The organism is Staphylococcus caseorum, assembly GCF_049943195.1.
In the GTDB taxonomy this organism is placed as follows: Bacteria; Bacillota; Bacilli; order Staphylococcales; family Staphylococcaceae; genus Staphylococcus; species Staphylococcus equorum_A.
Map to the genome: position 1 here is coordinate 928756 of NZ_JBNFUA010000001.1, position 20394 is coordinate 949149.

A 20394-nucleotide genomic window follows, 5' to 3' on the forward strand; every position below is an offset into this window, starting at 1 on the left:
AAATCTGTATGTACGAAGGAGAAAAGTATGGCCCAAGATGAAAAAGATATTGTAGGTTCTATAGAATTTCTTAAAGTTGTTGGATTAGAAGGCTCAACATATAAGTTAAAAGGACCAAACGGAGAAGAAGTTAAACTCAATCAATCCGAAATTAAAGATGAAGACGAATTAAATATAGGGGAAGAATATAGTTTCTTTATTTACCCAAATAGATCAGGTGCATTATTTGCTACGCAAAATATGCCTGACGTAACAACTGATAAATACGATTTTGTAAAAGTATTAAAAGTAGATCGTGATGGTGCGCATGTCGACGTAGGTTTACCAAGAGAAGTTTTAATACCTTGGGAAGATTTACCAAAAGTTAAATCAGTATGGCCAGTACAAGGTGATGAGTTATTCGTTACGTTACGTATTGATAGAGATAACAATATGTTCGCACGTTTAGCAACAGAAACAATAGTAGAACAAACATATAAATCTGTTTTCGACAATGAATTGAAAAATAAAATCATCGAAGCAAGACCATATCGTTTATTACGAATTGGCAGCTTCTTACTATCAAAAGAGGGTTATAAAATTTTTGTTCACGAAACAGAACGTAAAGAGGAACCACGTCTCGGTGAAAATGTAAAAGTGCGTATCATTGGTCAAAACGATAAAGGTGAATTGAATGGTTCATTTTTACCACTTGCACACGAAAGACTTGATGATGATGGTCAAAACATCTTTGACTTGCTCGTAGAGTATGATGGGGAACTTCCTTTCTCAGACAAATCGAGTCCAGAAGCTATTAAAGAAATTTTCAATATGAGTAAAGGTTCATTCAAAAGAGCAATTGGACACTTATATAAGAACAAAATTATCACAATAGATTCTGGTAAAATTGCTTTAACTAAAAAAGGTTGGGAAAGAATAGAAAAGTAATTCCTTCTATTATAAAGTGATATTTTCATCTAACTTGTTTCATAATAATAATGTCCACAATTTTTAGAATGAATTGGACTTCAAAATAATGTTCTCAACAAATCAATCCTGAAACTGCTATATAAAAATAGCAGTTTCAGGATTTTTTATTTTTTTATATTACAATTTCATAGTTATTTGTAATATATGATTTGACTAAAACGTTGTATTACCAACATTTACAAGTCATTACTTTATTAATTCATAGCATTTATAAACTTTGTAAATAGAAGCCATCTCAAATTAACAAAACATTTACAGTATCTATATTTGTATTTAATAAATTGTGTGTAATATAGGAACTGTAAGAAATACATATAACTTTTAAGGGTTATTTATTTATTAGGAGGATGTTTCAATGAAAAAATGGCAAGTATTTGGAACTACAGTAATTGGCTCTTCACTTTTATTAGGCGCTTGTGGTGGCGGAAATGCTGGTTCTGGTGGCGGCGAAGGCGAAGTTAAAGGCGACGGTTCATCAACAGTAGGTCCAATCATTGAAAAATTAAACGAAAAATTTGCTAAAGAAAATTCCGATGTTACAGTTTCATCTGGTACATCTGGTACTGGTGGCGGATTCGAAAAATTCATTTCAGGGAATACTGATTTTTCAAACGCATCTAGACCAATAAAAGATGAAGAGAAGAAAAAATTAGAAGATAAAGGTATTAAATATAATGAATTTGAAGTTGCAAAAGATGGCGTAACAATTGCAGTTAATAAAGAAAACGATTTTGTAAACGAATTAACTAAAGATCAATTGAAAGATATTTATTCTGGCGAAGCAAAATCATGGAAAGATGTTAATCCTGAATGGCCAGATAAAGAAATCAAATCATTTTCTCCAGACCAATCACATGGTACGTATGATTTCTTCACTGAAGAAGTTATGGATGACGGAGATATCAAAGCAGAGAAAAACGCTGATACAAACGTAATCGTTCAATCAGTTCAAAAAAATGAACAAGGTATTGGTTACTTCGGTTATAATTTCTTTGAAGAAAATAAAGATAAATTAAAAGCCGTTGAAATCAAAGATGATAGCGGTAAAGTTACTAAACCAACTAAAGAATCAATTCAAGATGGTTCATATGCTTTAAGTAGACCATTGTTCATTTATACAAACGAGAAAAAACTAAAAGAAAATGAAGGATTCCAAGATTTCATGAAATTTATCTTTGAAGACAAAGGTAAATCAGCTGAAGAAGCAGGATTTGTGGCTCTACCAGAAAAAGATTACACAAAACAACTAGATGAATTAAAAGAGATTACTGGTAAAGAAAGCAAAGACAAAGAAGAAGACAAATAACACATAGCTGTAAATCTTAAAGGTCGGGATTCTGTATTAGAAAACAAAGTGGCGATGGGAATAACGTCTACTTTGTTTCTCTATTTCTAAATATCCCAACCTTTTTTTAACAATTTCGGAGTCTATATGAAGGAAGGATATTAACATGGCGAATAAAAACCGCTCCGTAAGCGAAATGATTGAAAAAAACAACGCCAATAAAAATGGTGCAAGCGATAAAATTGTTCCTATTATTTTAGGTACAATAGCAATTTTTTCTATATTAGCGACAATCGGTATTGTAGTCACATTATTAACTGAAACAATTACGTTTTTCACACGTATTCCTATTACAGAATTTCTCTTTTCGATGGAATGGACACCATTCTCATCTGATCCTAAATTTGGAATTTGGCCATTAATATTAGGTACATTGAAAATAACTGTAATAGCTACAATCGTAGCAGTGCCATTAGGTCTGGGTGCAGCACTTTACTTAAGTGAATATGCTTCGCCACGTGCTAAAAGTATTATCAAACCAATATTAGAAATATTATCTGGTATTCCAACAATCGTATTCGGTTTCTTTGCTCTAACATTTGTTACACCGTTAATACGTGGAATCTTTCCAGACATAGGTAGTTTCAACTCTATTAGTCCAGGTCTTGTAGTTGGTGTAATGATTATTCCATTAATATCAAGTATGAGTGAAGATGCAATGTCATCTGTACCAAACAAAATGCGTGAAGGTGCACTAGGTTTAGGCGCTACAAAATTTGAAGTAGCAACTAAAGTTATTTTACCAGCTGCAACTTCAGGTATTATGGCCTCAATTGTATTAGCAATTTCACGTGCAATTGGCGAAACTATGATTGTATCTCTTGCTGCAGGTAGTACACCGAGTGCATCACTTGATATAACAGGGTCTATCCAAACAATGACAGGTTATATCGTTCAAGTAGCAACAGGTGATGCAACATTTGGTACTGATACTTACTACAGTATTTATGCAGTAGGATTCACGTTATTCTTATTCACGTTAGTAATGAACTTGATTTCTCAATGGATTACGAAACGTTTCAGAGAGGAGTATTAATATGACTGAAACAAACAAAAACGTGCTCGTAGATCAACAAACAGTTGAAAAGAAACTCTCTGGAAGGTTAACGACAAATAAAGTTAATAAATGGGCTTTCTTTGCCTGTACTATGGTTGGTCTGCTCGTATTAGCCGCATTACTCATTGATACACTTATAAAAGGTGCTGGACACTTAACTCCATCATTTTTCACTAATTTCTCATCATCAACGCCTTCTATGGCAGGGATTAAAGGTGCCTTTATCGGTACAATATGGTTAATGGTTACTATTATCCCGATAACAATTACTTTAGGCGTTGGTACTGCAATTTATTTAGAAGAATATGCTAAAGAAAATGCACTTACAAACTTTATTAAAGTGAGTATCTCAAACTTAGCTGGTGTACCTTCAGTCGTATTCGGTTTACTCGGTCTTACAATTTTCGTAAGAGGTATGGGTATCGATTCAATTGCACTCGGCAACTCCGTTTTAGCGGCTGCATTAACAATGTCATTACTTATCTTACCGGTAATCATTGTAGCTAGCCAAGAAGCAATCAGATCTGTACCTAGTTCTGTTAAGGAAGCTTCATACGGACTAGGTGCTAACAAATGGCAAACAATACGCCGTGTTGTGTTACCAGCGGCGATTCCTGGTATTTTGACAGGTTTCATCTTAGCACTATCTCGTGCATTAGGTGAGACAGCACCATTAATTTTAATTGGTATACCAACGATTTTATTACAGCTACCATCAACAATATTCGATCAATTCCAAGCGTTACCAATGTCAATTTATAGCTGGACAAAATTACCACAGGAAGAATTCCAAAACGTTGCATCGGCAGGAATTATCGTATTACTCGTTATATTACTATTAATGAATGCAATAGCGATATTCTTAAGAAATAAATATAGTAAAAAATACTAAATTTAAGACACGATAAATATTATTTAAAAAAGGCTAGTAAATGGGAATGTGCTAGGTTTTCAGTAAAACCTTAGCATCTAGCCTATAAAAAGGAGTTTTAATTATGAATAAACAAATTATAGATAATAACGATACAATAAAATCACATACCGACCGTAATGACTCACCAATAGCTACTATTGAACCAAACCATTCAGACAATAAAATCCCAGATAGCCAAAAGAAAATTGTCTATTCAACTAAAAATCTTGATTTATGGTATGGCGAAAATCATGCATTAAAAAACATTAACTTAGATATCTTAGAAAATAATGTAACTGCGATTATTGGACCATCAGGTTGTGGTAAATCAACATACATTAAAGCATTAAATCGTATGGTCGAACTTGTACCATCTGTTAAAACTGCTGGTAAAATCATGTACCGTGATAAAAATATTTTCGATAATAAATATTCAGTTGAAAAATTGAGAACAAATGTAGGGATGGTATTCCAACAACCAAATCCATTTCCTAAATCAATTTATGATAATATTACTTATGGTCCTAAAATCCATGGTATTAAAAACAAAAAAGTCTTAGATGAAATTGTTGAAAAATCTTTACGTGGCGCTGCAATTTGGGATGAATTAAAAGATGACTTAGACAAAAACGCTTATAGTTTATCAGGTGGACAACAACAACGTGTTTGTATTGCGCGTACATTAGCTATCGAACCAGATGTTATATTAATGGATGAGCCAACGTCAGCTTTAGATCCAATATCAACATTAAAAATAGAAGAACTTGTTCAAGAACTTAAAGAACAATATTCAATCATCATTGTTACGCATAATATGCAACAAGCTGCTCGTGTTTCTGATAAAACTGCTTTCTTCCTTAACGGCTATGTTAATGAATACGACGACACTGATAAGATCTTCTCTAATCCTGCAGATAAGCAAACTGAAGATTATATCTCAGGTCGCTTCGGTTAATCTATGGCGACAATTAGACATAAATACGAAGGCCAACTAGACGGACTTATTAAAGATCTACGTCGACTTGGTCTTTATGTATATCGTAATATAGAATTTGGACTAACGTCGTTAAGTGAAGAAGATCGTAATTATGCCAGACAAACAATAGCTAAGGATAAAGAAATCAATGAGCAAGAAACTGAAATTAATGAAAAAGTAATCATGCTTATCACTAAGCAACAGCCGATTGCTACAGATTTACGTTTAATGATGGCCGCTTTAAAAATCGCCACTGATTTTGAACGTATAGGCGATAATGCAGCAAGCATAGCGAAAATTAGATTACGTGCAAAAATTATTGATGAATATGTACTGACGAGACTCAACACCATGGGAAAACTTGCGCTCTTAATGTTAAAAGACTTAGATGATGCAGTAAAAGATAATGATATTACCTTAATAAAAGAAATCATTGATCGTGATAAAGATATTGATGATATCTATAAAAACATTGTAAACACAACGTATTTAATAGATAATGATCCTTTCGTTGCAGGGCAAGCACATTTAGCTGCAAGACATTTGGAACGTATTGGAGATCATATCTGCAATATAGCAGAGAATATTTATTTCTTTATTACAGGCGAACGTTATGAATCCTATAATAAATAAAAATGTTACACATAATAAAAGCACAATGGCTTTATAAAGATGACTCGCTTTCAGATAAATGAAAGTGGATGATCTTCAAAATTGCCATTGTGCTTTTTTAATTTTATAAAACGTTATTTCTTTTCAATTTCATCAGTTAATGTTTCTAGTTCATCAACAAGTTTGCCAATATAGCCAATTGTTGATTTTAATGGTTGTTCCGTACGGATATCTATACCTGCAATTTGGGCTAAATCTACTGGTGATTTACTACCTCCTGCTTTCAATGTATCTAGCCAAGCATCAACAGCTGGTTGTCCTTCATTTTGAATACGTTGAGACATCACTGTACCAATTGTTAAGCCCGCTGAATACGTGTATGAATATAATCCCATATAATAGTGTGGTTGTCTCATCCAAGTTAACTCTGCGCCTTCTGTCAGTTTCACACTGTCTCCAAAGAATTGACTATAGACATCAAGCATAATGTCATTAAGTATTGGGGCAGTTAATGATTCGCCTTGATCGACTTTATTATAAACTTCACGTTGAAAAGCAGCTTCAAGTAAATGCGTAACCATATTATGATAATACGTTCTTGAAATAATAGAACCTGTTACCCAACGTTTAAATTTAGCATCATTACTATTTTCAAATAAGTAGTTCGCCATAAGCATTTCATTCATAGTAGAAGGTGCTTCTACAAAATACATCGAAGCTTCTGATTCTAAATAATTTTGATGTTCCTGTGCTAAAGTAAAGTGACCCGCATGACCTAATTCATGCGCTAACACGAAGGTTTCAGTCATTTTGCCAGTCCATGATATAAAGACATATGAATGTGAAGCATATGGACTCGCACAATAGGCACCTGTTTCTTTACCTTTGTTTTGTGCAAAATCTATCCATCTATCTTTATAAGCAGCTTCAACCATTTTCAAATAATCTTCACCAAGTACATTTAAAGCACCATAAATATATTGTTTAGAATCTTCTATTGAAATTTCGGGCTCGTAATTTGGATCAATAGAAACTTTTAAATCTTCAAAATGCATCACATCTAAGCCATGAACACGTTTAACTAATTTCGCATATTTTTGCATAATGGGTGCTAAATCACTCATAATTACATCAATTTGTCTGTTAAACATGTCTCGCGTCACTTCTTGCTCTTGTAGTAAATAATCAATAACAGAATCATATCCTCTTAAATCTGCTTCGATTTTCTCTTGTTGTACTTGCATATTATATGTCGCAGCTGTCGTGTGCTGATACTTACTTAATGCATTACTAAAATGTTTGAAACTTATTCTTCTAAACGCTTCATTTGGATTATCTTCATATTCATTCTCAAAAGTAGCATAATCTAAAGGATATGTTTGATGATCATATTCAAATGATTCAAAATCAATATCCAACATTTTTGTAGTTCCATAAAGTTCAAAAGCGCTCTCAAAAGTAGGGGACAAACTTGCTAATACTTTTTCAACTTCTGGAGATAATTGATGCGCCTTATTCGCTTTTAATTTTGTTAAAAAGTGTGGATACTTCGATGTTTTAACAAGTTGTTCAAGTGTTTGATCAGAAAGTTCTAATATTTCTGAAACTACAAATGAAAGTTCACTAGCGATTTTTCCATAAGATGTAGACAATTTTGCGCTTAATGTCTGTGCATGTTCATTAGCCGTATCAACGCTCAATCTTAACTCAGCGTAATTTGCCATTCGATCTAATTGAATTAATAGTTCAGAATATGCATCCAGTGCATCTTCAACAATATCTACTTCATTTAAGTGACCTGTATATTGTTGATTAAACGCCTTAGCTTGTTCTAAAGTCTCATTCAATGTGTTATAAAATGCATCGTCAGAACTAAATAAGTCAGTTACGTCCCATGTTTCTTCAATTGGAACATTATTTCTAAATGGTAGTGTTTCAGCCATATAATCTACTCCTCTACATTTATATTGTATTCACAGTTAATTATACATGAATGACCCGGATAAATGATAATCGAAAGTTTATCTATGTTAAAAATGGGGAACAGTAAACCGAATTGGATTGACACGTATTTTTTATTAATTTAATATAAAATTATACTGCTCAAGACTGAATGTATTTATATAGAAAATATAGTATGATATATATAATGTAAGTAAAGTATAAATATTAAATAAAAGGGAGAGGAATTAATGACTATTTTTGATATGCCTAATTTTTTATGGATTACTGTAGTAGCTGTCATATTAGTAACAGTATTTTGCAATCTTGTCTTAAATAAATGGTTTACTGCACCAATCTTAACATTAGTAGTATTAGCAATATCAGCATTTTTAATACCAAATTTTCAAGATATTAGATATGAACCTTTATTAGGTTTTGCTGCGTTTATGACTATATTAAGTTTCATCCTAAGCTTTGTAATATGGTACATGACACGTAACTGGAGACGTAAACGCCGCGAAAAGAAAGCTAGAAAAGAAATACGTAAACGTGGTGGCATCCCAAAAGATGAATTAGAAGATTATAAACAAAAATAAAAAATGAACTGTAGCTATAATCTAAGTTACAGTTCATTTTTTTAATTATATCTTTAAATTCAAGCTGTTGATTTAATAAAACGTTATATAAAAATTCAAACCACAGCATATACCATATATGAGGTTTAAGCCAATATAGTAAAGTCGATAATTTGATAGCATCAGTAAAGTACAATAGTAACAAGTTAATTAAAGTTATAAACATATAACGTAATAGATGGATCATGAACAAGAAGAAATTACATCGAAGCACTAGAAAGAATGATTGCGTTAACAAGCATGTATAACGTAACAGGTAGTGAGTTACCAATTAGGGCCTTTTCTTTCAAATACCAATAACTTCCTATAATATATATTATGTAAACTAAAAAGTGAATTTTAAAAGTTACATATCTATATAGCTATTTTCATCATATATATTATGTATTTAGAATTTACTACTTATTAATCCTATTTTAGCTTTTTCATACATATATATCGTTTAATATTTACTAGATACTTATACGCATCTCACTTAATGTCTAATTATAATTGTACTTTATTAACTTTCAAGCTACGTAAATATCTATACAAGTTTTGTTTTGACTGTATGCAGCTAAGATATTGTTTATCTTGTTTTCGGTTATTTTATACAATGATCTAAACTCACAATTTTACGTGTATTTACATGGATATATACTCATGAACTTATATTTAAACGCTGAGAAATCGACTTCTCAGCGTCTTATTTTTAATGAATTAGTGATTTTAAGCTCAAACAATACTTTGTTCTTTAATCTTGCTATTAGATTGATATCTCCTTCAATTTTATAGCAATCCTTAAAAAATGGTCTTTTATTTAAACCATACACTTATAGGGTTACATAACATAAATATAGGCACCTATAAAAAACGTGTTCTTTTCTGTCATTTGGGTATATACTATTTAGATAATCATTTAGGAGTGAAATTTATGCAGGAACGTTCTCGAATCAAATGGTCTAGTTTAGTGATCGGCGTCATTTTTCTAATTATTGGCGTGTTTATTTTAAGTTTTCCTGAAGAAAACTTATTTGCTATTACATGGCTCATAGGACTACTATTTATTATTAACGGTTTTTTAGAAATTTTCGTTCGTCGTGTAATGAAAAAAACAGATAAAAATGCTTCAACCATAGTGCTTGTACTTGGTGTAATTAACATTATTTTAGGGTTATTGATTTTATTTAATATCGTTACAAGTACGACATTTATTGTTTATTTATTTGCTATTTGGTTTATTATTAATGCGTTATTTAATATGTTTACGGTAACGCCACTTGAAAAATCAAATAAAGGTTTCCATATTATATCGGTTATTTTGAACATTATTACAATTATTTTCGGTATTATTTTACTGTTTAATCCACTTATGGCGGCAATTTTAGTTGCTATCTTCATGAGTGCGGTGTTCTTTATTATTGGTATAACTTATATCATTAGAGCATTATCTTAATGATCCTTAACTTGTAAATAAATAGGGCGCATTTTTGAAAAATCATGCTAGAAAGCGCACTACAAGACGTCTTGTAGTGCGCTTTTCATATTTTCATAACTATTACATATATTATTTTAAATATTTTATAAAAATAAATTTTACTATAAAATTATTATAGTGTAAGGTTATTGCATTGCTAAAATCCTATGCTATACTAAAAAATGTGGGAAACAACAAGAATTAACATCTCAGACTATTCCACATTTTAGTTCATTGTTATATTGGAATTGCCATCCTAATATAACTAACTTCAGAACGAAAGAAAGCATACTGATTAGGGCTTACATACCAGTATGCTTTCTTTTTTTGCTATTTTTTAACTTTTTTTCTAACATTATTCAACGTATTAAATAACCAATATTTTGTTTTCTTAATTGGTTTATAAAAGTCGCCGATTAATTCTTCAATTTGCACATTAAATCCACGTTTAAAGCGATATACGCCGTAATCTTCACTATTTTCAGTGAAGTCGCCTGATAAACCATAGAAATTATAGCGACCATAACCATTGTCAAAACAATAGTTCAACATGTACCAGTGCATCATATAAGGTCCCATATATTGATTATATTTTTCTGATGAGCCACCAGAGAAGTAGTTTACTTCATATGCATTTGCAAAATATACACCAGCAGCTAAATTTAATATAGCACCATCTGTTAATCTTAATTCACTTGCATGCATTAACTCTTTTTTATCATGCTCTATTTGTTTATCCAGTTCTGTAATTTTCTTCAACTGTTTATCTGATTTATTTTCATTCTGCATGATTTGATCTCTACGTGATTCTTTATCATTAATACTCTCTTGTGTATTTTCAATATATTCATTTAAGTCTATATATGCTAAAGGTATTAAAGCTTTATCACCATAATTATCAATGAAATTATAGAAATATTCATCTGTTTTAGATACGAAGCCAGCACGTTTTTCAGTTTCTCGATAAAGATCTAAGAAAAGACCGAATTCATCCCTATTTAACAACCTAACTTTAATACCAAAATTAATTGCTTTATTGATATTACGTTTTCTTTGGCTATCAAATTGTTTTTTTAAAGAAGCTGGCGTTTGGCCATCTAAGTTCAATACACCCATCCATCTTACTTGGCTAGATGTATCATATTCAGTCGTAAAGCCGTGATGGGTATACCCATGAGATTTAAATAAGTTGACTAATGCGTCATTCTTATCTGGTTCTGGCAATGGATTGATATCTTTATCGTATATTTTATAAATCCAGTACGGGTCCATTTTGACATATAAACAATTATGGTGTTGAAGATAATGATCTAATTCACGTAAATAGAAATCTACTAAACCTAAATCATTGTAATCCATAACTGGACCACGATTAGAATAATAAACATAACTCCCCATTGTAGGAATTTTAGAGAAAAGACTAGCAGCAATAACCTGATTGTCGTCATCTTTTAAGCCTAATAGTACAACTTGAAATCCATCTTCTTCTCTTGTCGCAATATTTTCTTTTACTTGAAAGTAATGACTCTCTAATGCCGGGTTTTGTACAAAATTGTCATACTCTTTGACGGTTAACTCTGTAAATTTCATTCTAGCTTAGTTCCCTTCTATAATTTATATCTACTTCTTAATATCTTTTATTTTTTTTAATGTCGTATAAATTTTGTACATTGGTTTATTAATAGGTTTTACAAAATCCCCAACGTATTCAACTACTTCGGCATTAAATCCTTTTTTAAATTTCACTACGCCTGCATCTTCTGCATCTTCTGTGAAATTACCACTGATACCGTAGAAGTTATATCTATCTATATTATGGTCAATAGCGTAATTAATCATCTTCCACTGAATCGCATAACTACCAGCAAAGTGTCTAAATTCATTTGAAGTACCACCTGCATAGTAAACTACTTCATAGGGGTTAATAATAAAGTATGCTGCAGAAATTGGTAATTCATTACCGTGTTCAGCCTGTAACGATTGCGCTTCTTCAATTTTTTGTTGATTTGCAATAAGCTGTTGTTCTAAATTATCTCGCTTATTATACGCTTTTTTATTTTCTGGTCGTTTTTCTATATCTTTAATCGCCTTGTTAATATCTTTACTTAAGACATCACGCTCTGCTTTTAATTCTTCGATATATTCATCAAAGTCCATATAAGCTAACGGGACCAAGATACGATTCTTATAATATCTCAATCTATTATAATAAAAGCTATCTTCCCTATCATCAAATTCTTTTGATTCAGATGTATCTTCCATAAACGAACGGAAGATTGGTAACTCATCTTCTTCTAAGAATCTTACTTTAACACCATTCTTTTGAACTTTTTTTGTATTACGTTTACGTAGGCTATCCATGCCGTTAAGTACATCTTTAGCTGTTTTACCTGCTAAATCTAATACTGAGTGATATCTAATTTGAAGAATTGGATCAAAACCAGTTAAAAATCCTTGGTGTTTGTATCCTAATTGTTTCATTTTGTCGAAAAACCAGTCATGACCAGCATTTCCTAACACTTCTCCATCATGATTACGATATTGATAAGCTAAATAAGGGTCAACTCTTAAATGTAAACCTTTATGTTTTTTAACATATTTAGTTAATTCATTAAAGAAGTAATGAACAAGTTCTTTATTTTCAAAATCTATAACAGGTCCTCTGTTTGTATAAAAATATTTATAAAACTTCATTACTGGTACTGCAGTCAGTAAACATGCTGCAATGACTTCATTTTCATTGTTTTTAATACCAACTAAGTGTGTTTCTGTACTTTCTGCAATTTTCAATTCGTAGTTTCCTACCATTTGTGTAAAATGACTATTTGGCATATTATCTGTAAATGTACCGAACTCTTTAGCAGTTAAATTCGTAAATTTCATTTTGTATACTCCTATTTGTTTATAATTCTTTTTTTATTTGAGTTTAAACTTCAATCTTGATTATTATACAATAACCATTTATAAAACTAAATCAATAGCATATATAAATTCATTATACATGAACTTTATGTATGTCTTATTATATCATTACTTATATTTTAACAAAGAATAAGCAATTAAACACATTTGCCATTGTTATAACAATAAAAACTGGAAAACTTATTAAGTTTTCCAGTTTTCTTTATAGTTGGGAGTAGAACATTTATATCTGTTCCACGCCTTATGATACTATGTTCTAATTTAAAGCGTCTCGTAATGTTTCACCTATTGCTACGCTTGATTGTGGGTTTTGACCAGTAATAAATTGATTATCTGTTTCCACATGTTCAGTGAAGTTGTCCTGAGTTACAAATTTGACGCCTTGATTTTCTAATTCTGTCTGAGTTAAGAAAGGTACTTTTTCCTCAAAGCCCATTGCACGTTCTTCTTCATCTGTAAATGCAGTTAACGTCACGCCCTTCACTAGGAAGTTGCCTTTCTTATCTTTAGCACCGACAAAAGCACTTGGACCGTGACATACAGATGCAATGATTTTATCATCTGCTTTAAAGTCAGCAAGTACAGAAGCTAACTTCTGATTATGTGCAAAATCAAATACTGTGCCATGACCGCCTGGTAAATATACAGCGTCGTATTGACTCACGTCTATATCTTCTATGCTTGACGCTGATTTCGTTTGCTCAACAAATGCTTTATATTTATTAAGTTCACCATTCTGTGTAGAATTGGGATCTAATGGGACTTCCCCACCATTTATTGTAGCGATATCTACATTAATATTTGCTTCCGTTAATATATCATAGGGTTCACTTGCTTCTTCTAACCATAATCCTGTTGGTGTACCATCTTCAAATTGATTAACACTTGTTATAATAAACAAGACTTTTTTACTCAAATTATGTCACCTCTTTTTAAAAATAAGAGAATAGCTATATTTAATTCATTGAAATTGCATGCTATGCACCTCAAAAATATATTCTCTCTTAATAGCGTACCCATAATTCTAACCTCTTACACACACAATGCTTTATTCACTTTTTCTATCGAGTGCATTTCTAATTGAATTAAAATAACTAACTGTGTCTGCTTTTGGATCTTTCTCTAATCGTTTAACAATTTCACTACCTATAACGACACCATCTGAAGCTTCTATGATATCTGACACATGTTCTGGTGTACGAATACCAAAACCTGCAACGACAGGCACATTAGAAATTGATTTTATATGCTTAATTCTATCTTTAAGTTCAGGATGGAACTTACCATTTTCCCCTGTTGTCGCATTCATTGTTACTGTATAAATAAATCCTTCCGCATCTTGAGCGATTTGATTACTACGTTCTTCAGACGTCGTCATAGCGATGAGTGAAATAATATTCACTTTTCTGTCAGGATGGCGTTCTTTTAATTGTTGCACTAGTTCATGTGGCAAATCAGGAATAATTAAACCGTAGACACCTGCTTTTTCACAAGCTTTAAAAAATGCATCTTCTCCGTAAAAATTAATAATATTATAATAAGTCATTAATACATATTTACTTGATATTGAATCACGATGTTCAGTAAGTTGATCTAAAATATACTGAATATTGACGCCCTCTTCTATGGCTTTGCTACCAGCGTCCATAATGACTGGTCCATCAGCCACTGGGTCTGAAAATGGTACGCCTACTTCAACAATATCAGCACCTGCATCACTGACGGTCTTAAGATTTTCAATAAAAGATTTATTACCCATAATATATGGAAGGAATAGTTTACGCATTAGAATCACCGTCTTCTTTCATATAATTTCTAATTGTTTCCATATCTTTATCGCCACGTCCTGAAACTGTAACAACAAGAATTTCATCTTTGCCCATCGTTGGTGCTAACGTTTCTACATAGCTTAATGCGTGTGCACTTTCAATAGCTGGAATAATACCTTCAGCTTTTGTAAATCTAACTAAAGCATCCATCGCTTGTTTGTCACTTGCAGTGGCGAACTTCACTCTACCTATATCGTGATAATACGAATGTTCTGGTCCAACACCAGGATAATCTAAACCTGCAGATATAGAATGTGCTTGTTGAATTTGACCATTTTCATCTTGAATAAGATACATTTTAGTACCGTGCAATACGCCTTCTTTACCTTTGTTAATCGCTAGTGCATGTCTATCCGTGTCATAACCTTCACCTGCAGCTTCCACACCATATAATTTCACATCATCTTGAACGAATGGGTAGAATGTACCAATGGCATTAGATCCACCACCAACACAAGCTACAATTGCATCTGGTAAGCGTCCTTCTTTTTCTTGAATTTGTGCTTTTATTTCTGTACCTATGATTTTTTGTAAATCCCTTACAATAGTTGGAAATGGATCTGGTCCTAAAGCTGAACCTAATAAATAATGCGTATCATCTACATGACTTACCCAGTATTGTAATGCTTTATTAACCGCGTCTGATAACGTTCCTTGGCCTTCAGTTACAGATTCAACTTTCGCACCTAACAATTCCATTCTAAATACGTTTAAAGATTGTCTTTTAATGTCTTCTTCACCCATAAATACTACGAGTTCCATATCAAATAATGCAGCAACCGTCGCACTCGCAACACCATGTTGACCCGCGCCTGTTTCAGCAACAAGTTTATTTTTACCCATTCTTTTCGCTAATAGTGCTTGTCCTAATGCGTTGTTTATTTTGTGGGCGCCTGTATGATTTAAATCTTCACGTTTCAAATAAATTTTTGCGCCACCAAGTGCTTCTGTATATGAGTCAGCATATGTCAATGGCGTTTCTCGACCTACGTAGTCTTTAAGGTAACCATCTAATTCTTCTTGAAATTTCGGGTCCGCTTTTGCTTCTTGGTAAGCTTTTTTCAATTCTTGAATTGCTGGCATTAACGTTTCTGGTACATATTGACCACCATAAGCACCGAAGAAACCAAATTCATCTGCTTCTGTTTGTATGTTTTTATTCATAATTCATTTGCTCCTTTTACGAGTTTAATAATTGCTGTCATTTTTTCCATATCTTTTTCATTATTTGTTTCTATGCCACTAGCGATATCATAGCCTTGATGTGCTAAACCTAAAGATGCTACAGCTTGTATATTGTCGTAATTCATACCGCCTGCAATTAAATAGTTAACATCGTTGATTGTTTCTAACATTTCCCAATCATATACTTCACCTGTACCACCATAAGACTTCGATGGTGTATCAATAATAAACATATCAATAGCATCTTTATAGTAATCAATAGCTGTCGTTAATGTTTGTTGGTCTGTTGCGGGTAAGGCTTTGATAACTTTAATGTTCGTATTACTTTTCTTGATAAAATCTACAATTTCTAACGGTTCATTACCATGGAGTTGAATTGTTGAAATCTGCGTCTGCACTATCAAATTGGTAATCGTGTCATAATCTGGATCGACAACGATGACTACTTTTTCTTTATCATCAGGTATAACTTCAGCCAATTGTTTGATGGTTTGAATATCTACATATCTTTTACTCTTTGGAAAATGAATAAATCCCATCGCATCAATATTTAAGTCTTTTGCTTTGTTTACATCGGCTAATGTGCGGAAGCCACAAAACTTTAACTTCATCGTTGCACCTTGTCTAATTTTAGACCTGGTAAAAATTGACTTAAGTCATCACATTTCATTAATGATTCACCAATTAATAAACCATCTATACCCGAATCAACGATATTTTGAACATCTTGCTCATCTTTGATACCACTTTCTGAAATATAGTAATAACCCGGTTTTTTATCTTCTAAAATCTCATTTGTATGCAAAACATTTGTAATGAAACGCTTCAAGTCTCTATTATTCACACCAATAATTTTTGGGTCTAGTTTATAGGCACGTGCTAATTCTTCTTTATCATGAACTTCTACGAGCACTTCTAAATTTTGCGATGTAGCGTATTTATATAATTCTCTTAATTCTGGATCGGTCAAAACGTTAACGATAAGTAATATTATCGAAGCGCCTGCTTTTTTAGCAACATCAATTTGAATCGGATCTACTACAAAATCTTTACACAATACTGGCAATGATGTTTCTGTTGTTAATGCTTGTAAACGTTCGTAGCTACCACCAAAATAGTGCTCATCCGTTAATATAGAAACTGCATTCGCACCATGAGTTTCGTAATCTTTCACTTGTTGCGCTAAGTCTCTTGTTGGTAATCCATCAAGCGTCGGACTTTTAGATTTAATTTCAGCAATCACTCCAAGTTGATTTGAATCATCTAAATGTGATTGGAATGTTTTTTTATGTGAAATATCCACTGCTTCTAGTGTTGATAATTTATCTTCATAATAGCCCTGCTCTAGTAAACCTCTTTTATATGTTACAATCTCATCCAATATAGTCATACGTTTTGCCTCCCATTTTATTATATTGCGTTAAAGCTTTGCCACTTTCTATTAATGATTGTGCTGCTTTCACACCAGCTTCTATTGTTTCAGCTTTTTCTGCTACATAGAGTGCGATGCCTGCGTTCAAGATAACAACATCTCTCTTAGCACTACGATCTGTTCCATTTAATATATGTTTCGTGATTTCTAAGTTCTCTTGTGGTGTACCTCCAACAAGTGCTTCGTTTGGCGCATAATCTAAGCCTACATCTGTTGCATTCAGCGTATAGTGTTTAATTTCTTCATTTGCTGTTACTTCATAAATAATATTGTCGCCAGATAATGTAGCTTCATCCATACCATTTGCACCGTATACAACGATTGCTTTTTTACGTCCTAAATCTGCTAAGGTTTGTGCAATTTTTTCTAATTTTGATGTTTCGTAAACACCCATGACTTGATAATCCAATTTAAAAGGGTTAATGATTGGACCAGTAATATTAAATATTGTTGGATTGCTGATACCTTTTCTGATAGGTTGAATATTTTTCATTATCGGATATGTTTCAGTAGCATTTAAAAAGACCAATCCATTATCGTCTAATTGTTTTGGTGTATCTTCAACAGTGCTTGATTTGATAGCCATTGCATTTAACAAATCCGTGCTTCCAGATGATGAAGTGACACTCTTATTACCATGCTTAATTACGGGTACACTTGCACTAGCGATAACAAAAGATACGGTTGTAGAGATATTAAAACTATTTGATTTATCTCCACCCGTGCCACAAACACACATAGCATTAGGATAGTACGGTTGTTCACGATACATAGAATGAATTAAACTATTTGATATATAAGTTAACTCCTCTTGCGTAGTTTCTTTTTCAGAAAACGTTTCGAGTAACTCAATTTTTACGTTGTCTTCTAAATTTTTAGAAATAAGTAATTCTATAAATTCATTCATTTGTGTTTGGTTAAGTGGTTTATATTGTTTTAACTGTGTTTGTAGCTCCATCCTCTGTTACCTCCTTCATTATGTTTAAAAAGTTATTAATGATTTGTTTACCATGTGCCGTAGCAAATGACTCGGGATGATATTGAATCCCATAATGTAACAATTGTGTGTGTTCAAATGACTGTATGCAATCTTCTGTTTGTGCCGTTATTGTTAATGTTTCAGGTAATGTTTGAGGATTACTCATCAATGAATGGTATCGCATAATTTCTGAATATTCTGGAATATCAGTGTATAACAAAGTTTCTTTTGTGATACGCATTTGGTCTTTTTTACCATGTTTTATATAATCACATTGGATGACATCGCCGCCATGATAACAAGTCAATGCTTGCGACCCTAAGCAAACGCCTAAAATCGGTTTATTTTTATAATGATCAATGATTTGCATCAAATCATCTGTATCTAATGGATGACCTGGACCAGGTGAAATAATAACACCGTCAATATCCAGATTTTATATAGATGGGTCATCCGGATATTTAACTATCACTGCTTCTTTCTGTGCAATCATATCTACTAAGTTATAAGTAAATGAATCATAATTATCAACTATAAGTATCATGGTGACACCTCCAATAAGCTTTTAGCTTTTAATTTTGTCTCTTCAAGTTCTTTTTCTGGAATTGAATCATACACCACACCACAACCTGCTTCTACGTTAATGTGCGTGTCATCAATCATCATTGTACGAATCGCTAATGCGAAATCTAAGTCGTGGTTACAATTGATATAACCAATACCGCCACTGTATACGCCACGTTTTTGTGGTTGCACTTCATAGATACGTTGAATCGCTCTTAGCTTAGGTGCGCCTGATACAGTACCTGTAGGTAATAAACTCGCAATCACTGTCATAGGTGAATAATTGTCTTTAAGCTTTCCAGTAACTTCACTGACGATATGCATCACATGTTCATAACGTTCAATTGTCATTAATTTACCGATTATCGAAGTCCCTGTTTCACTTACACGATGGATATCATTTCTACCCAAATCAACAAGCATACTGTGTTCGCTTAATTCTTTTTCATCGTTTTTTAAACTGGCTTCGTTTACTTGGTCTTCTTCTTCAGTAGCGCCTCTTTTTATCGTTCCAGCAATTGGATTAGTCACTACGGTTTGCCCTTTTACTTTTACAAAACTTTCCGGTGAACTACCAACGACAATCGGCTGATCCATATTCAAGTAATACATATATGGACTTGGATTTTGACGTTTTAAATTTTGGTAAAGTTGATAAGACATAGCTTGTAATTGTTGACCAAAGTGATGTTCGTAACTATAAACGATAGATGGTACAACTTGGAACATATCACCTTGTTGAATGAGTGACTTCATTTTGCTAATTGTATTAATAAATTGTTCTGGTGCAATATTTGATTTAATCTCTTTTTCTATAGCTGTATGTTCAAGCTCAGATGGATAAATCGTAATTTGTTTTAATTCTTCTACACGTTTAGCCACGCGCGCTTTTAATTGTTCATCATTTTCTTTTGAAAACAAGTTCGTTGCAATAACGTATAAATGCTCTTTGTAATGATCAAATATATATGCATCTTCAACCATATGAAACTTAGCATCATGTTGCGGATGATCTTCAAGATTGATTTGTTTTAGTACTGGGAATTCATGTCTTACTAAATCAAAACTACATGATCCTACAAAACCAGAAATAAAAGGTAATAACGCTAATGCTTCGTCTTCAATTTCTGCTTTATATTGATCAATTAAATCTTTCATTTTTTTATAAGGTTGCTCATGTTCTACTCTGTTTTCTTCTGGTGTACATACAGTCATTGTTTCATTATCCAACGTGATTGAACCGTAAGTATCGAAAATCACTATAGAATAACGCCCTTTTAGTTTCGATTGTTCTGAACTCTCTAATACGATTTTATTTTCTTTCAATCTCGCTAACGCTTCTGGTGTTACCTCTGCATTTAATCTTTGATATTGCACTTTCATTTTATTTTCCTCCTCATAAAAAAATCAGCATCCTTAAACATTGTTAAGGACGCTGACGCGCGGTACCACCTAAATTAGTAGATATACTTGCTTTAATCTACTCTCTCATTGATTTATTCATTTGTTATCCAACAAAACCCAATTTCAGTATATGTAGGTGTTAGTTTCCATCAACCACTAACTTTCTGCTTGT

General features: G+C 32.5%; 18 protein-coding genes and 1 pseudogene. 8 read left to right on the forward strand and 11 right to left on the reverse strand.

The window, feature by feature from the left end:
- Positions 1-27 precede the first annotated feature (27 nt).
- The 6 genes from ACP3TL_RS04840 to phoU all read left to right on the forward strand — a co-directional run bounded on the left by ACP3TL_RS04840 (position 28) and on the right by phoU (position 5893).
- Positions 28-927, forward strand: coding sequence for a CvfB family protein (locus ACP3TL_RS04840; protein ID WP_046465301.1), 900 nt, complete (start codon positions 28-30; stop codon positions 925-927).
- Between the two features lie 397 nt (positions 928-1324).
- Positions 1325-2275 carry a PstS family phosphate ABC transporter substrate-binding protein gene (locus ACP3TL_RS04845; protein WP_046465300.1) on the forward strand — a complete coding sequence of 317 codons (951 nt, stop codon included), beginning with the start codon at positions 1325-1327 and terminating at the stop codon, positions 2273-2275.
- Positions 2276-2420: 145 nt separating this feature from the next.
- On the forward strand, positions 2421-3350 hold the full coding sequence (gene pstC, locus ACP3TL_RS04850; RefSeq protein ID WP_046465299.1) for a phosphate ABC transporter permease subunit PstC: 930 nt from the start codon (positions 2421-2423) through the stop codon (positions 3348-3350).
- A 1-nt stretch (position 3351) separates the two neighbouring features.
- Positions 3352-4263 (forward strand): phosphate ABC transporter permease PstA, encoded by a 912-nt coding sequence (gene pstA, locus ACP3TL_RS04855; RefSeq protein ID WP_002507653.1) that lies wholly within the window; start codon positions 3352-3354, stop codon positions 4261-4263.
- A 103-nt stretch (positions 4264-4366) separates the two neighbouring features.
- The gene (gene pstB, locus ACP3TL_RS04860) at positions 4367-5239 is read left to right on the forward strand and encodes a phosphate ABC transporter ATP-binding protein PstB (RefSeq protein ID WP_176722972.1); all 873 of its coding nucleotides are present in this window, start codon (positions 4367-4369) and stop codon (positions 5237-5239) included.
- Positions 5240-5242: 3 nt separating this feature from the next.
- Positions 5243-5893 carry a phosphate signaling complex protein PhoU gene (gene phoU / locus ACP3TL_RS04865; RefSeq protein WP_046465297.1) on the forward strand — a complete coding sequence of 217 codons (651 nt, stop codon included), beginning with the start codon at positions 5243-5245 and terminating at the stop codon, positions 5891-5893.
- A gap of 113 nt (positions 5894-6006) precedes the next feature.
- Here phoU and pepF read toward each other — a convergent pair whose 3' ends face one another.
- Positions 6007-7815, reverse strand: coding sequence for an oligoendopeptidase F (pepF, locus tag ACP3TL_RS04870; protein ID WP_046465296.1), 1809 nt, complete (start codon positions 7813-7815; stop codon positions 6007-6009).
- Positions 7816-8064: 249 nt separating this feature from the next.
- Between pepF and ACP3TL_RS04875 the strand changes: the two genes are divergently transcribed.
- Positions 8065-8412 (forward strand): hypothetical protein, encoded by a 348-nt coding sequence (locus ACP3TL_RS04875; protein WP_046465295.1) that lies wholly within the window; start codon positions 8065-8067, stop codon positions 8410-8412.
- 952 nt (positions 8413-9364) lie between these two features.
- On the forward strand, positions 9365-9886 hold the full coding sequence (locus ACP3TL_RS04880) for a DUF308 domain-containing protein (protein ID WP_069832127.1): 522 nt from the start codon (positions 9365-9367) through the stop codon (positions 9884-9886).
- A gap of 351 nt (positions 9887-10237) precedes the next feature.
- Here ACP3TL_RS04880 and ACP3TL_RS04885 read toward each other — a convergent pair whose 3' ends face one another.
- The 10 genes and pseudogenes from ACP3TL_RS04885 to ACP3TL_RS04930 form a co-directional block, all read right to left on the reverse strand.
- Entirely contained in the window at positions 10238-11497 is a 1260-nt protein-coding gene (locus ACP3TL_RS04885) for an aminoacyltransferase (protein ID WP_069832128.1), read from the reverse strand.
- A 30-nt stretch (positions 11498-11527) separates the two neighbouring features.
- Positions 11528-12790, reverse strand: a complete 1263-nt coding sequence (locus ACP3TL_RS04890) for an aminoacyltransferase (protein WP_069832129.1) — start codon at positions 12788-12790, stop codon at positions 11528-11530.
- A gap of 295 nt (positions 12791-13085) precedes the next feature.
- Positions 13086-13745, reverse strand: a complete 660-nt coding sequence (locus ACP3TL_RS04895; RefSeq protein ID WP_069832130.1) for a type 1 glutamine amidotransferase domain-containing protein — start codon at positions 13743-13745, stop codon at positions 13086-13088.
- Between the two features lie 132 nt (positions 13746-13877).
- On the reverse strand, positions 13878-14615 hold the full coding sequence (gene trpA / locus ACP3TL_RS04900; protein ID WP_069832131.1) for a tryptophan synthase subunit alpha: 738 nt from the start codon (positions 14613-14615) through the stop codon (positions 13878-13880).
- Positions 14608-15822, reverse strand: coding sequence for a tryptophan synthase subunit beta (gene trpB, locus ACP3TL_RS04905; protein ID WP_069815690.1), 1215 nt, complete (start codon positions 15820-15822; stop codon positions 14608-14610). The genes trpA and trpB overlap by 8 nt, the downstream gene beginning before the upstream one ends.
- Positions 15819-16454 (reverse strand): phosphoribosylanthranilate isomerase, encoded by a 636-nt coding sequence (locus ACP3TL_RS04910; RefSeq protein ID WP_069832132.1) that lies wholly within the window; start codon positions 16452-16454, stop codon positions 15819-15821. The genes trpB and ACP3TL_RS04910 overlap by 4 nt, the downstream gene beginning before the upstream one ends.
- Positions 16451-17233, reverse strand: coding sequence for an indole-3-glycerol phosphate synthase TrpC (trpC, locus tag ACP3TL_RS04915; RefSeq protein WP_069832133.1), 783 nt, complete (start codon positions 17231-17233; stop codon positions 16451-16453). Before trpC ends, ACP3TL_RS04910 begins: the two co-directional genes overlap by 4 nt.
- Entirely contained in the window at positions 17217-18233 is a 1017-nt protein-coding gene (gene trpD, locus ACP3TL_RS04920; RefSeq protein WP_069832134.1) for an anthranilate phosphoribosyltransferase, read from the reverse strand. Before trpD ends, trpC begins: the two co-directional genes overlap by 17 nt.
- Positions 18202-18798 (reverse strand): annotated as a pseudogene (locus tag ACP3TL_RS04925) (anthranilate synthase component II). Before ACP3TL_RS04925 ends, trpD begins: the two are co-directional and overlap by 32 nt.
- Positions 18795-20201 carry an anthranilate synthase component I gene (locus tag ACP3TL_RS04930; protein ID WP_069832136.1) on the reverse strand — a complete coding sequence of 469 codons (1407 nt, stop codon included), beginning with the start codon at positions 20199-20201 and terminating at the stop codon, positions 18795-18797. The pseudogene ACP3TL_RS04925 and the gene ACP3TL_RS04930 overlap by 4 nt, the downstream one beginning before the upstream one ends.
- Positions 20202-20394 lie beyond the last annotated feature (193 nt).

Bases quoted from the DNA above. Each gene is read 5' to 3' on its own strand.
- ACP3TL_RS04840 (WP_046465301.1), top strand. From the start codon at position 28: ATGGCCCAAGATGAAAAAGATATTGTAGGTTCTATAGAATTTCTTAAA.
- ACP3TL_RS04845 (WP_046465300.1), top strand. From the start codon at position 1,325: ATGAAAAAATGGCAAGTATTTGGAACTACAGTAATTGGCTCTTCACTT.
- pstC (WP_046465299.1), top strand. From the start codon at position 2,421: ATGGCGAATAAAAACCGCTCCGTAAGCGAAATGATTGAAAAAAACAAC.
- pstA (WP_002507653.1), top strand. From the start codon at position 3,352: ATGACTGAAACAAACAAAAACGTGCTCGTAGATCAACAAACAGTTGAA.
- pstB (WP_176722972.1), top strand. From the start codon at position 4,367: ATGAATAAACAAATTATAGATAATAACGATACAATAAAATCACATACC.
- phoU (WP_046465297.1), top strand. From the start codon at position 5,243: ATGGCGACAATTAGACATAAATACGAAGGCCAACTAGACGGACTTATT.
- pepF (WP_046465296.1), bottom strand. From the start codon at position 7,815: ATGGCTGAAACACTACCATTTAGAAATAATGTTCCAATTGAAGAAACA.
- ACP3TL_RS04875 (WP_046465295.1), top strand. From the start codon at position 8,065: ATGACTATTTTTGATATGCCTAATTTTTTATGGATTACTGTAGTAGCT.
- ACP3TL_RS04880 (WP_069832127.1), top strand. From the start codon at position 9,365: ATGCAGGAACGTTCTCGAATCAAATGGTCTAGTTTAGTGATCGGCGTC.
- ACP3TL_RS04885 (WP_069832128.1), bottom strand. From the start codon at position 11,497: ATGAAATTTACAGAGTTAACCGTCAAAGAGTATGACAATTTTGTACAA.
- ACP3TL_RS04890 (WP_069832129.1), bottom strand. From the start codon at position 12,790: ATGAAATTTACGAATTTAACTGCTAAAGAGTTCGGTACATTTACAGAT.
- trpA (WP_069832131.1), bottom strand. From the start codon at position 14,615: ATGCGTAAACTATTCCTTCCATATATTATGGGTAATAAATCTTTTATT.
- trpB (WP_069815690.1), bottom strand. From the start codon at position 15,822: ATGAATAAAAACATACAAACAGAAGCAGATGAATTTGGTTTCTTCGGT.
- ACP3TL_RS04910 (WP_069832132.1), bottom strand. From the start codon at position 16,454: ATGAAGTTAAAGTTTTGTGGCTTCCGCACATTAGCCGATGTAAACAAA.
- trpC (WP_069832133.1), bottom strand. From the start codon at position 17,233: ATGACTATATTGGATGAGATTGTAACATATAAAAGAGGTTTACTAGAG.
- trpD (WP_069832134.1), bottom strand. From the start codon at position 18,233: ATGGAGCTACAAACACAGTTAAAACAATATAAACCACTTAACCAAACA.
- ACP3TL_RS04930 (WP_069832136.1), bottom strand. From the start codon at position 20,201: ATGAAAGTGCAATATCAAAGATTAAATGCAGAGGTAACACCAGAAGCG.